The sequence below is a fragment of the Burkholderia sp. MS389 genome (assembly GCF_016899425.1).
In the GTDB taxonomy this organism is placed as follows: Bacteria; Pseudomonadota; Gammaproteobacteria; order Burkholderiales; family Burkholderiaceae; genus Burkholderia; species Burkholderia sola.
The window spans coordinates 697,494-710,124 of sequence record NZ_CP045996.1 but is presented as its reverse complement, the minus strand read 5'-3'; the positions used below and the strand labels follow the sequence as shown (position 1 = coordinate 710,124).

12 protein-coding genes are annotated in these 12,631 nt (G+C 65.0%); 6 read left to right on the top strand and 6 right to left on the bottom strand.

Going from position 1 to position 12,631, the window contains the following annotated elements; all coding sequences use genetic code 11:
* Positions 1-18 precede the first annotated feature (18 nt).
* The 3 genes from GJG85_RS32780 to GJG85_RS32770 all read left to right on the top strand — a co-directional run bounded on the left by GJG85_RS32780 (position 19) and on the right by GJG85_RS32770 (position 3,746).
* On the top strand, positions 19-1,476 hold the full coding sequence (locus GJG85_RS32780) for an amidase (protein WP_050016843.1): 1,458 nt from the start codon (positions 19-21) through the stop codon (positions 1,474-1,476).
* Positions 1,477-1,617: 141 nt separating this feature from the next.
* Positions 1,618-2,214, top strand: a complete 597-nt coding sequence (locus GJG85_RS32775) for a TetR family transcriptional regulator (protein ID WP_050016842.1) — start codon at positions 1,618-1,620, stop codon at positions 2,212-2,214.
* Positions 2,215-2,264: 50 nt separating this feature from the next.
* Positions 2,265-3,746: an MFS transporter gene (locus tag GJG85_RS32770; protein ID WP_050016840.1), complete on the top strand. Its 1,482-nt coding sequence runs from the start codon at positions 2,265-2,267 to the stop codon at positions 3,744-3,746.
* A 43-nt stretch (positions 3,747-3,789) separates the two neighbouring features.
* Here GJG85_RS32770 and GJG85_RS32765 read toward each other — a convergent pair whose 3' ends face one another.
* Positions 3,790-5,265, bottom strand: coding sequence for an HD domain-containing phosphohydrolase (locus tag GJG85_RS32765; protein ID WP_204384518.1), 1,476 nt, complete (start codon positions 5,263-5,265; stop codon positions 3,790-3,792).
* Here GJG85_RS32765 and GJG85_RS32760 point away from each other — a divergent pair.
* Both GJG85_RS32760 and GJG85_RS32755 read left to right on the top strand, forming a co-directional pair.
* Positions 5,164-5,538: a hypothetical protein gene (locus GJG85_RS32760; protein WP_204384845.1), complete on the top strand. Its 375-nt coding sequence runs from the start codon at positions 5,164-5,166 to the stop codon at positions 5,536-5,538. The two genes, GJG85_RS32765 and GJG85_RS32760, sit on opposite strands and share 102 nt — an antisense overlap.
* A 12-nt stretch (positions 5,539-5,550) precedes the next feature.
* Positions 5,551-6,126, top strand: coding sequence for a DUF308 domain-containing protein (locus tag GJG85_RS32755; protein ID WP_089490417.1), 576 nt, complete (start codon positions 5,551-5,553; stop codon positions 6,124-6,126).
* Positions 6,127-6,260: 134 nt separating this feature from the next.
* Here the strand turns inward: GJG85_RS32755 and GJG85_RS32750 are convergent, their stop codons facing one another.
* The 4 genes from GJG85_RS32750 to GJG85_RS32735 form a co-directional block, all read right to left on the bottom strand.
* Positions 6,261-6,908 (bottom strand): hypothetical protein, encoded by a 648-nt coding sequence (locus GJG85_RS32750; protein ID WP_150123357.1) that lies wholly within the window; start codon positions 6,906-6,908, stop codon positions 6,261-6,263.
* Positions 6,909-7,030: 122 nt separating this feature from the next.
* Positions 7,031-7,285, bottom strand: a complete 255-nt coding sequence (locus tag GJG85_RS32745) for a hypothetical protein (RefSeq protein WP_150123356.1) — start codon at positions 7,283-7,285, stop codon at positions 7,031-7,033.
* A gap of 239 nt (positions 7,286-7,524) precedes the next feature.
* Positions 7,525-8,499 (bottom strand): LysR family transcriptional regulator, encoded by a 975-nt coding sequence (locus GJG85_RS32740; RefSeq protein ID WP_089490418.1) that lies wholly within the window; start codon positions 8,497-8,499, stop codon positions 7,525-7,527.
* Between the two features lie 596 nt (positions 8,500-9,095).
* On the bottom strand, positions 9,096-9,746 hold the full coding sequence (locus tag GJG85_RS32735) for a GntR family transcriptional regulator (protein ID WP_239469007.1): 651 nt from the start codon (positions 9,744-9,746) through the stop codon (positions 9,096-9,098).
* 53 nt (positions 9,747-9,799) lie between these two features.
* Here GJG85_RS32735 and GJG85_RS32730 point away from each other — a divergent pair, with 53 nt between their 5' ends.
* Complete coding sequence (locus GJG85_RS32730) at positions 9,800-10,966, top strand: pyridoxal phosphate-dependent aminotransferase (RefSeq protein WP_204384517.1); 1,167 nt, start codon at positions 9,800-9,802, stop codon at positions 10,964-10,966.
* 178 nt (positions 10,967-11,144) lie between these two features.
* On the opposite strand, the gene GJG85_RS32725 is transcribed toward GJG85_RS32730, so the two are convergent.
* Complete coding sequence (locus GJG85_RS32725) at positions 11,145-12,491, bottom strand: MFS transporter (protein ID WP_204384515.1); 1,347 nt, start codon at positions 12,489-12,491, stop codon at positions 11,145-11,147.
* Between the last annotated feature and the right edge of the window lie 140 nt (positions 12,492-12,631).

Sequence of the window (12,631 nt, the reverse complement as noted above, 5' to 3'; positions counted from 1 at the left end):
TTCCCGAACCCTAGACCCATGAAAGATTTTCAGACGCTCATCGCCACGCACGACGGCATCGCGCTCGCAGCGCTCGTCCGTGCAAAAGAAGTACGGCCGACCGAATTGCTGGACGCCGTGCTCGCCAGTCTCGATACGCTCAACCCCGCGCTGAATGCCGTGGCGGAACGACTCGACGACTCGGCGAGACAGGCCGCGTCGTCCGTCACCGGGCGCGAAAGCATACTCGCCGGCGTCCCGACGCTGATCAAGGACCTGTTCATGCCGGTGCGCGGCGCGCGGATGTCGAACGGATCGTTTTTGTTCGGCGACTACCGGCCGGACTTCGACGGCGAACTCGTGGCGCGGCTGCGGCGGGCCGGCATACCGATCGCGGGGACCTCGTTGTCGCCGGAACTGGGCACGTCTTATTGCACGTCGTCCGCGCGTTTCGGCGTCACGCGCAATCCGTGGCATCCGCACGTGAGCGCCGGCGGTTCGAGCGGCGCCGCGGCGGCGCTCGTCGCCGCCCGCGTGCTGCCGTTCGCGCACGGCAACGACGGCGGCGGCTCGTTGCGGGTGCCCGCTTCCTGTTGCGGCGTATTCGGGTTGAAGCCGACGCGCGGCCGAACGCCGAATGGCCCGATGATCGGCGAGGGATGGGCCGGCATGGGCATCAACCACGCGATCACGCGCTCGGTGCGCGACAGCGCCGCGTTGCTGGACCTGACCGCCGGCGCCGATATCGGCGCGCCCTATGCGTCGCCGCACCAGGCCGACACGTTTCTCGCGGCCACGCAGCGCGATCCGCGGCCGCTGAGAATCGCCGTGATCGAGCACGCGCCGCCCTGGCCGCTTCATCCGGCATGCCGAGCCGCACTGGACCATACCGTCGCGTTGCTGCGCTCGCTCGGACATGACGTCGAGCCGCTCGACAGTCCCGTCGATTCGGCCGCTTTCTATGGCCACGTGTTCACGATCATCGGCGCGCAAACGCGCGCACTGCTCGACACGATCGGCGCTCAGCGACACGCGCCGCTACGCGACGACGAAATCGAGGCGCGCACCCGCATCATCGTGCGCGAAAAGGGCAACGTGAGCGGCGCCGAGTACGCGGGCGCGGTCGACTGGATCCATGCGTTGGGCAGGACGTTCGGCCGGTTGATGGAGCGCTACGACGTTTTGCTGACGCCGACGCTCGCGATGCCGCCGCTCGCACCGGCCGCACTCGCGACGGTGGACGACGCGCAATCGTTGAGCGACGTCATCGATCGGTCGCATCGGTTTTCGCCGTTCACCGCTTGGTTCAACGCGACCGGCCAGCCCGCGATGTCGGTGCCGCTTTACCGGGACGAACAAGGTTTGCCGATCGGCAGCCAGTTCGCGGCGGCATTCGGCGCGGAGTCGCTGCTGTTCTCGCTCGCCGCCCAGCTCGAACGCGCCGCGCCGTGGGGCGATCGTGCGCCGCCGGTGTGCGTCGGGCTGTCGGGCGCGTGAACGGTCCGGTGGCCAGCGACGGGTGCGCGGCACCCGGGGGCGACCATCGCCGCGCCCGGTCGACACACACGTTGACATCGGAACCGATCGGTCCATATAATCACTCCAACTTCAGGCACCGCATCGTTTGCGAAACCGATCATGGCAAATCCGGCTGGCGTGGGCCGTCCGCGCGAATTCGAACTTGGCGATGCCGCGCGCGACGCGATGGACGTTTTCTGGGACCGCGGATACGAGGGCGCGTCCCTGCCCGACCTGATGGCCGGCACCGGCCTGTCGCGCGGCAGCCTGTACAAGGCGTTCGGCGACAAGAAGGCGCTGCTGCTGGCGGCGCTCGACCTGTACATGGCCGATGGGCTCAAGGCGACCGCGGACATCCTGTCGCAACCCGGCGCCGTGAAGGATGCGATTCGCGATTCGCTGCTGCGCTATGCGCGCCTGTCCGTCGGCGACGCGGGCCGGCGCGGATGTCTCGCGGTCGCGATGACCACCGAACTGGCCGCGCGCGACGCCGATGTCGCGGAACGCACCGGGCGCCTGTTCCGACGCCTGCAACAGCTCTATGCCGGTGCGATCGTCCGTGGCCAGGCAAGCGGCGAGATCGCGGAGCAGGACGAACAGGTGCTGGCGCGTTTGCTTGTCTGCCAGATCGAAGGGATGCGCGTGCTGGGGAAAACCGGTGTGTCCGAGCACGACATGCTCGCGCTGGTCGACCGCACGATGCGCATCCTCGACTGATATTTTTTTACCCAATTTGGAACCGAATGGTTCCGTATGGAGAGCCGTCCATGTCACGAAATGACCCCGTCTCACCCGACCCGCGCCGCTGGGCGATGTTTGCGGTCCTGCTCGTCGGCGCGTTTCTGCCGCCGCTGGATTTCTTCATCGTCAATGTCGCGCTGCCGTCGATCCGCGCGGAACTGGGCGCGTCGTCATCCGCCGAGCAACTCGTCATTTCATCGTATGCGGGCCTGTACGCGGTGACGCTGATCACCGGCGGGCGATTGGGCGACCTGTTCGGCCGCGGCCGCGTGTTTTTCCTCGGGTTGATCGGCTTTGCGATCGCCTCGACGCTGTGCGGTCTCGCGAGTTCGCCGTGGACGCTCATCGTCGGCCGCGCGTTGCAGGGCGTGACGGCCGCGATCATGGCGCCGCAGGCGCTCGCTTCGATCCAGGCAATCTTTCCCGAAGCGGAAAAGCCGCTCGCGCTCAGCTTGTACGGCGCGGTATTCGGCCTCGCCGCCGTGGTCGGGCAGGCGCTGGGCGGGATCCTGATCTCGCTGAACCTGTTGAATCTGGGTTGGCGCACGATCTTCCTCGTCAACCTGCCGCTCGCGATTCTGGTCGTCCTGTTCGGGATTCCGCTGTTGAACGAAACGCGTGCACAGCATGCGCGCAAGCTCGACCTCGGCGGCACCGCGCTGTCGATGCTGACGCTGGGCGCGCTGATCGTGCCGCTGATCGAGGGGCGCGAAGCAGGCTGGCCCGTCTGGGCCTGGGCGTCGCTGCTCGCGGTGCCGGCCCTCGCCGGCTTCTTCTGGCGCTACGAGCGCCGGCTCGGCCGCCGCGGCGGCGCCCCGCTGCTCGATCCGGCCGCGCTGCGCGCACCGGGGCTGGGCCGCGCGTTGCTGATCGCGCTGTTGCTGTACTCGATCGGCGCGTTCTTCCTGCTGTTCTCGGTGTATCTGCAGAATGCGTTGCACGTCGACGCGCTGAGCGCGGGCCTCGTGTTCTTGCCGTTCGGCGTCGGGTTCCTGCTCGGCCCGTTGTCGACGCCCTTCTGCTCGCGTGTCATCGGCGCTTACGTCAATCCGTTCGGGATGAGCCTCGAGATCGTCGGGCTCGTCGGCCTCGCGTGGTTGATCGACGCCACGCCGCTCGGGATGCCGCTCGCTGCCGTGCCGCTCGCGGTCGTGCTCTTCGTCATCGGTTTCGGACAAGGGCTCGCGCTGCCGACGCTGATGCGCATGGTGACGGGGCGCGTCGCACCGGCGCTGTCGGGCATGATCGCCGGCATCGCCAGCTCGACGCTGCAGGTCAGCACGTCGCTGAGCGTCGCGATCATCGGCGGCATTTTCTATACGACGCTCGGTACGCGCCAGGATCCGGCGGCCATCGCGCACGCGTTCATCGTCGCACTCCTGTCGATCTCGGTGTTCCTCGCTGTCGGCGCCGCGCTGGGCATCTCGCTTGCACGCGCGCCCGCCGCGCGCACGTCGATGCGTGCTGCCGTCCGTCCGGGCTTCGGCCCGGAACGCGAACGGCCGTGAGCGTCGGCGTACACACGAAAGCGAATCCGCGTCGCGGAGCGCATCAGAGCAGCCCGAGCGCCGATGCCTTGAGGGTCGCCGCGGCGCGTGTCGAACATTCGAGCTTGCGGAACGCCTTCTCGACATGGGTGCGCACCGTGCTCGGACTCATCGCGAGCGCCTGCGCGACCTGCTTGTTGCTCGCACCGCGGGAAATCGCCCGCAGCACGTCGATTTCCCGCGCGGACAGGCGCGGGCCAGCGGCCGACGCGCCCGTCGCGATGCGCCGGACCACGGGCGGCCCGCCCGTCACGAGCGCCGCCACCACTTCGCCGCACAGCCGGCCGCCGGCCACTTCTTCCTGCAACTGGCCGGCGGCGGCCGCATCGCTCAGGGCCGTTCGCCACGGACGCGCCGAGCGCAACGCGACCCACGCCAGCGACGCCGCCAGCACACGCGCTTCCAGCGTCAGCGCCGTATCGCGCACGCCGCGGAAATAGCCCGAGCCGTCCTGCCGCTCGTACGCATACGACGCAAGCACGGCGGCTTCGCCGAGCGCGCCGGTCTGCCTGCCGGCGCGCTCGGTCCAGTACGGCACGAGTCGCACCTTTTCCCACGCGCTCGCAGGCAGCCGCGTCGGCAGATTCCACACGTCGTTCGGCACCGCGGCCCTGCCGATGCCGTGAATCAGTCCGGCGCGGTACACGCGTTCGCGCGCGGCCTCGTCCGGCGACAGACGGCCGTAACACGCGGCGGCCGTCGCGGCGACCGAACGCGAAAAACCCGTCATCCACGGCAATTTCAGATCGATGACGTCCGCAATCAATTCGGCGGACGTCGCGCCCCACATGTCCGGCGTGGCCAGTGCGGCGTCCAGGTCGGCGGGCGCCATGTGTTCGAGCGCCGCCAGCCAGCGCGGTGCGTCGCGCGCAGCCGTCTCGACGAGCACGGCCGGATAGCGCGACCCCGCGCGTTGGCCGATCAATTCGAGGGCCCGTTCGATGCCGTACGTGCGGCTGAACACGTCGAGATCGCCCGCCAGCGCGACGATCGACACGGCGGGCGGCACCTGTTCGCGCACGAGCCGCGCAGGCAGCCCGTTGCCGTCCCAGGTTTCGAAAATGTGCCGCAGCGCGGTTTCCGTCGCGCTGGACAGGCCGAGTATTCGCGCAACTTCGCCCGAGACTTCGCAATGGATTTGCGCGAGCGGGATCAGCGCGGCACCCGCGCCGCCGATCGCTTCGGCCATGCCGGGCTGACTCGCGAGCATTGCGGCGCGAATCGCGACGTCGTCGCCGAATATCTGCGCGAAGCCCGCCGCGTTCGCCGTGCAGCCCGACCAGCGCAACAGCGCCACCTCGCGGGCCGTGTCGCAGACCGATGCATCGAATCGTGCCGCGTGCGCGAGCTGCGCCGCCAACCAACTGGTGCGCGGCGAATGGTCCGTCGGCTGGCCCATGCTGAGATCGCCGATGAAGGCCAGCGCGCGGACGGCGTCGACTATGCGCAGCGGGGCGTGATGGGCTTCGGCGTCGGGCATCGGGTGGGCGGAGACATTCGCGAGGATGGGAAAAAGATCATACGCGACGGCGTCGCGGCGTGCAGGGGCATGTGCGTCGGCGGCGCGCCGGGGCCAATCCGGTGCGATGTTCACTGGCATCGGTGCGAGCAGCCGGTGAACTTCGCCATCGGATATCTGACCGATGGCGGCAGGCGCGGACGATTGCGATACTCGGCGCACTGGAGATCCGGTCGAGGCCGCATTCGCGTGGTGGGAATCGTGCATGCGGGCCGGAACGACGATTCAATGTAACAAGGAGTGCAAATGACTGATCGCTACCCCGAATTCCACGCCCCTGCCGACGAACACTGGTTGAAACGGTATTACTTTTCCCGGGCGATATTCTCGCTGATCTGGGTCGCGCTGGCGTTTTCCGTCGGCCGGCAGAGCGCGGCCGGCGCGGCGGTCCTGCTGGTCGTTTATCCGGCCTGGGATGCGCTCGCCAATTTCGTCGACCTCGCCCGCAGCGGCGGGATGGCGGCAAACCGCACGCAGGCGGTCAACGTCGCGATCAGCGCCGTCACGACACTGGCGGTATTTCCGGCGTTGAGTGCGGGCCTGCCGGCGGTGCTCACGGTGTTCGGCGTCTGGGCGATTCTGTCTGGCGCGCTGCAGCTCGGCACTGCCGTGCGGCGGTGGAAGCATGCCGGTGCGCAGTGGGTGATGGTGCTGAGCGGCGCGCAATCGGCACTGGCCGGGTTGTTCTTCATTTTGCAAAGCCACGCGCCGATGCCGCCCGCGATCGTGAAGATCGCCGGCTATGCGGGAGTGGGTGCGCTTTATTTCCTGATATCCGCCATTTGGCTGCAGGTGCGGGGGATGCGGCGCAGGGTGTCGTGAGCCGGCGGTCGGAATGAAGACCTGCACGCGGTCGCGAATGGCGCTGAACGACCCGGAGCAGCCGTCGGGCTATCCCGGAAGCAGCCGTTCGCGGGACGCAGAGCAGCGACAGGAGCAATCGTGGCTCCCCTTTCTTACGAGCTGCTCGTTCCTCCATTCAGCTGGCTCAAAGAACCCCAGATATAGAAAGTCGGGGTGCGCCGCCGAACCCCCAAACGATAGATGCCGATGCCGCTCGTGAGATGGCGATCACCTAGGTGCGGGGCCTGGAATTGCCACGCGTTCCATAGAACTTCTGATTCGTTGAACGCATAGCCGTCCTGCGCATAGCATACCGTCGGCGGCTTCTGGCTGCCCTTTGGACCGAAAGGCGCGAGGTAGATGGCTGATGTTTTTAGAAGCGAAGCATCATCGCTCGGGTTTTGATGGCCTCGTGCTTGGGCGATCTGTTGAGCCAGTTGCGATAGAGATTCGGGCCTTTGGTCATACCAGTTCAACGATTCGAACTGCGCGTAGGCCAAGGGAAGATCTGGCCTGTGAATGCTAGCCTCGAGCTCAGTGTATTCATCGGTTCGCAGATAGTGCGCTCGTGACAAAAACAAGGTGCGTCGCACGCGGTAGTAGCTAAAGGTGCCGGACAGGTTCTCCATGCCCCAGGCTTGCTTGTGTGGCCACCAAGCGTCATACATGACCACATCTGCATCAAACGCGATCACGCGAATAGGATGCTCTGTCCAGTCCGTTTGGAAAACAGCACCAAGTTCAAGTGGAGGGTAGTTCATGTATGACTAGGCACCTCATACGGTTTCGTGACTGAGAGTGGCCAAAGACCCATACGCAATAGTCAACGATCTGGACGTTGAAGTCGACCGACCGCTTGTGGCCGTACATGGAAATTCGCCGATCAGCTTGATTGAAGGTTGGCTACGCAATCGTTGATTGCCTGTGCGAACTGCGGATTGGATAAATCGATACCGACACGCGCAAGCGAAAGCAACAATTGCTCGACGCCTTCAACAACCCCTACGATGCGTCCGTTTTCGACGGGATCACTGAATCTCGGGAGCGCTTCCGGCAAGTCGGATTCGATACTTGCGATTCCGCCTTCAACCCTGAGGTCGATTCCGAACGGTAGCAAGAATTCTCGAGTCTTGTTCATATCTGCTCTCCACGTCCTCCGCAGCCGCATTGTCGACGATCTTGGGACCACCGTCGACTGACCGTAGTTGGCCGAACGCGGCCGGCCGCTGCCCTGCAACGCGCGACCGACGCTGAACGACCCGTCGCAGCCATTGGGTGCCTCGGCAACTCAACGGCAAGGTTCGGTGCCAAGCTGACCTTCGAATGTCCAACTGCATGCACCGGCGAAGGTGCTCGGACAGTAGCACTGATGGCCTGTTACTCCGCGCTTTGGTAACGGACTGCGCAAGCGGGCGCCCCGGGCTGCCCTTTACTCTCTTGACGCGGCGTCAGGAGCCGTTCAAGCAGATCGGCGCTGTCTAGTTGCGCAATCCACCAGTTCAAAGCGTTCCCTACCTTGTCCTCGCGCCAAGCGAGGTAGCCATTCGTGAACTCGCGCACACCCACAATGCGACGCGCGACCAGCCTGCCTTCGTGTATCGGTTCTTTCGCTACGAAATCGGGCAGCATCCCGACAGCAATACCTTCGCACAGTGCTTGCAGTTTGGCTGCGAGCGTCGGCACGATGATCAGCGGCTGTCCGTCACGGGTGGCCACAGATTGCGGTTGCAGTTCGCGGGAAGTGTCACTGATGACAACACCTCGATATCTTGCGATCGTTTCGCTCTCCAACGGCTCGGGCATGCGGGCGAGTGGATGGTCCGGTGCCACGACAAAAACGTGCCGGAGGGTTCCGATTGGCCGGGCCGCAATATTGGCGGCATGCGGCGGCTCGCCGAACGCCCCTATCGCGAGATCGGCACGCCGCGTAACCAGGGCATCCCACACGCCCCCAAGCACCTCGGTGGAAAGACTTAGCTGGGTATTCATCTCCAGGTCGTAGAAGGCATGGACATACGGCCATAAGGACTGGATTGGCAAGATTGCATCGACGCATAGTCGAAGCTCCGATTCCCAACTGTCTCGAATACCTTTTGCTTTGGCCTCCAGGTGTCGAGCCGCGTCTAAAAGTCGACGCCCATCTTCCACAACAGCACGACCCGCTTCCGTGAGTCTCGTCCGTCTGCCGCTGCGGTCGAACAGCTCGACATCCATGTCACTTTCCAGCTTTTGCACAAGGTAAGTGAGCGTCGACGGAACTCTATGCAACAACTCGGCCGCCTCGGCGAATGTACCGGTCCGGTCAATTGCATCCAACACTTCGAGAACTTCGAATGACAGCTTGGTCGCCATATAGCAGATACTTCTATCGTTCACAGGATTCACCGCGACGGCCGAGCGGCTTTGCCGCAGCAACGCTTCCATGCGGTTGCCCAAACCTTTCGGGACTCGCTCGGATGCTGATCAGATGGACAAAGGCGATGTCGTCCCTGAACCGGATGCATCTCCCGGATGCTCTCGTTGACGAAGCCTCCGGCCACTCAATGGTCATTGCGGCAGGAGTCTAAGGTACACGCTGCCGCTTGTCTGCTCGCGTCAATTTAGTCGTCGCCCCGCCGGTGCAGCCACGGGCTGTTTATCGGTAGCGGCGACCGAGTCGCATTCCGGGTCAAGCGCCACGGCATCGGTCGGTGTCCGGTGCGCGTGTTCCAAGACGATCGGACGCGCCCACATTCGCGCCTTCGCGTACAGGGCGTGGCGTGCCGCGACGGATACGATTGGCACGCGTGTGTCCCTGGGCAAGGTACAGCCGACGTTCGAATGGCTGCTTGAGAGCGATTGCCTACGACTGTCGATGGCCGGATGCCGCCCGACGCGTTTAGAAGACACCAGCCGTTCCCAAAGCCGGTCCTATGAACCGCTTGATAACTGCGGCTCGGCCCGCATTCCTACCGCCTCCGCAACGCCTGAGCCAGCGCATCCCCCGCAGCCAGAATATGCGCTGACAAGGCCGCACACGCTGCGTCCACATCACCCTCGCGTATCGCCCGAACGATGTTCCGATGCTCATCATTCGAGCGATCCTGCCAGTCGAGCTGCTGCCACGTCGCATACAAATGCCGCGCACTGGCCCGATGCATGTCGCCAATCGCAGCGACGAGCCGCGGCATCCCGCACCGCACTGTCAATGCGCGATGAAACCTCAGGTTCAGCGTGCCAAGCACGGCTATGCCACGCGCCGCCGCTTCCTGATCGAGGATCGCATCGAGCTCCTCCAGCGCACGTGCATCGAGCGCGGGAATCGCCTCCCGCAGCGCCAGCGCCTCGAAAGCAGCACGCATCTTCGCCATTTCAAGCACGTCCGCCGGCTCGAGCGGCGCCGCCCGCACGCCTCGTCGCGGCTCCACCACGGCCAATCCCTGCGCTTCCAGCCGTCTGAACGCCTCGCGTACCGGCACATGACTCGCACCGAACTCTGCCGCGATATGGTCCTGACGCAGCCATTCCCCCGGCGCGATGGCGCCCGAGATGATGCGGTCCGCCAATGCGCCAGCGATCCGATCGGCCAGCGAGCGATCCTCCTTGACTTCCAAATTCATCCCGACCACCATGCATAGATTATCTATTAAATTGTAACAAATCCGGAGGCTCGATGCGCCACCACCGCCCTGTCCGTCTGCAGCACATCGCCGGTATCGGCGTCGATCGCATGGGTTCGATCGCCGATCATGCCGACGTCGACCTTTTGCGACTCGAAAATCTCGATACCGACATCCCGCCTACCGCGGAAGCGCTCGCCTTCACCCGAGCGGCCATCCAGCGAGATTCGGCCAACTCCTATCTCCCATTCGTCGGTCAGGATCGGCTGCGCGCGAGCGCGGCCGCCCACGTGTCGGCGCTTTCCGGGCAGCGCTTCACGACCGACCAGGTGGTGGTGTCGGCGGGCGGACTCTCCGGCATTCTGAACACGCTGCTCGCCACCGTCGAGATCGGCGACGAAGTCATCGTCACCGATCCGACGTACGCAGGTCTGCTGAACCGCGTCCGCCTGGCGGGCGGCGTACCTCGGCAAGTGCAGTTCGCCTTCACGCCGGGCGGCGAATGGAAGCTCGACCACGTCGCGCTGCGGGCTGCAATCGGTCCGAAAACGCGAGCCATGCTGCTGATGTCTCCTTCGATGCCTTCGGGCGGCTTCTTCGATGCGTCCGACTGGCAACTGATCGCGAGCCTGTGTGTGCAGAACGATCTGCTGCTGATCCTCGACAGCGCGATGGAACGGCTGCTCTTCGATGGACGCACGGTCATCCATCCCGCCGGCCTGCCCGGCATGGCCGAGCGTACGGTGACGGTCGGCGCAGCGTCGAAAGAGTTGCGCATGATCGGCTGGCGGGTCGGCTGGATCGTCGCGCCGGAATGGCTGATTCCCGATCTCGTGGCCGTGTCGCTCGCCAATGTCGTGGTGCCGGTCGGCATTGCCCAGGAGGCCGCGGCGGTTGCGCTAGAACACTCCGCCTCCGATCTGCCTGGCTATGTGAGCGAACTCGAGAGACGGCGGGACACGGTCTCCGCTGAACTGTCGGGGCTCCCGTTCGGCATGCCGGCGGGCGGCTGGTCGATGCTGCTGCGCGTGTCCGACTTCGGCCTGACCGGATCGCAGATGTCGGAGCGGTTGCTGCACCGCGGCGTATGTGCGACGGCGATGACCGGATGGGGCGTCGCACACGGCGAGCAGTACGTCCGTTTCGTGTTCTCGAACGAACCGGTTGAACGGTTGCGCACGCTCGGGGACAAGGTGCGCTTCGCACTGGAGGACGCATGACGGCCGCTCACGAGAAAAGCGAGCAGCGAGCAGGGCGTCGCTGGTTGGAGAGATCCGGAATTCCGCGTGTGATCGTCGAGCGAACTCACACGAGATCAATCCACATGACCTGATGCATCCGGCGCCGGGGGCGACGCGATATCGCGGCCCCCAGCGGACGTAACGTTGAACGAACGCCCTACCGCCCCGCTGGCGGCCGCAAAATATCGCGTGGAATCGACGCGATCAGCACGCAGCTGACCAACAGGCAAGCACCGAGCGCATAGGTGCCGTTGTTGATGTTGCCTGTCATTTGCTTGGCGACGCCGGTGATCATCGAGCCCGTGAAGCCGGACAGGTTGCCCACCGAGTTGATCAGCGCGATGCCGGCGGCCGCGGCCGTGCCGGACAGGATCTGCCCCGGAAAGGTCCAGTAGATCGGCATCAGTGCGAGGATGCCGCAGGTGGCGATAGTCAGGAATACGATCGACAGCGCCACGTTCTGCGCGAACGCCGCGCTCAGGATCAGGAAAACGCCGCCGATCAGCGCGGGAATCGCCGCGTGCAGGCGGCGTTCGCCGGTTTTGCGCGAGTGCGATGCGTTCCACACCATCGCGAAGATCGCCGTCAGGTACGGAATGGCCGTCAGCACGCCGATGTGCAGCGGGCTGTGCACGCCCGACGCGCGGATGATCGACGGCAGCCAGAAGGCCAGCCCGTAGAAGCCGGTATTGAACGTCAGCAGGATGAAGGTGAGCAGCCAGACGCGCGGGCTGCGCAGCGCGGCGCCGATGCTGTGCGACTTGTGCGCGGCCTCGGATTCGAGATTGCGTGACAGCACCGCTTTCTCGTCGGCGGACAGCCATTTCGCCGACTGCGGGCCGTCGCCGAGGCAGGCCAGCACGATGAACGCCACCACGATCGACGGCAGCCCTTCGAGCAGCAGCATCCATTGCCAGCCGCTCATGCCCGACAGGCCGTGCGTCTGCTCCATCAGCCAGCCGGACACCACGCTGCCCAGCGTCAGGCTCAGCGGGATCGCGACCAAAAAGCCCGACATCGCCACGCTCTGGCGGCGCGCCGGGAACCAGTAGTTCATGTACAGGATGACGCCCGGGAAAAAACCCGCTTCGCACAGCCCCAGCAGGAAGCGCAGCGTGTAGAACATCGTGGTCGTCTGCACGTGGAAGAACTGCGCGAGCGGCACGATGAACGCCATCGACGACGACACGATCCCCCACGTAATCATGATCCGCGCGATCCAGAAGCGCGCGCCGTAGCGATGCAGCAGCAGGTTGCTGGGCATCTCGAACAGGAAATAGCCCCAGAAGAAGATGCTGGCGCCGAGCGCATAGACGCCGTCGCTCAGGTTCAGGTCGTCGAGCATCTGCAGCTTCGCGAAGCCCACGTTGACGCGGTCCAGGTAGGCCACGACGTAGCACAGCAGCAGCAACGGCAGGATGCGCCGCATGACCTTGCGGTAAAGGGCGTCTTCGGACGAGTCGGCCGCGGCCGGTGCGGCAGCGGCCTGCGTTAGGGATGGCATCGGTCTGTCTCCTGATTGTGTAGGTCTTCTTCGTACCGTCGCGTGCGCTTGGCGCATCGATGTTACCGATAACATTCGGTGGCAAAAAAAAGCCGACGAGGCGACGGGAAGCGATCGGCACGCTGATACCGGTAACAAAT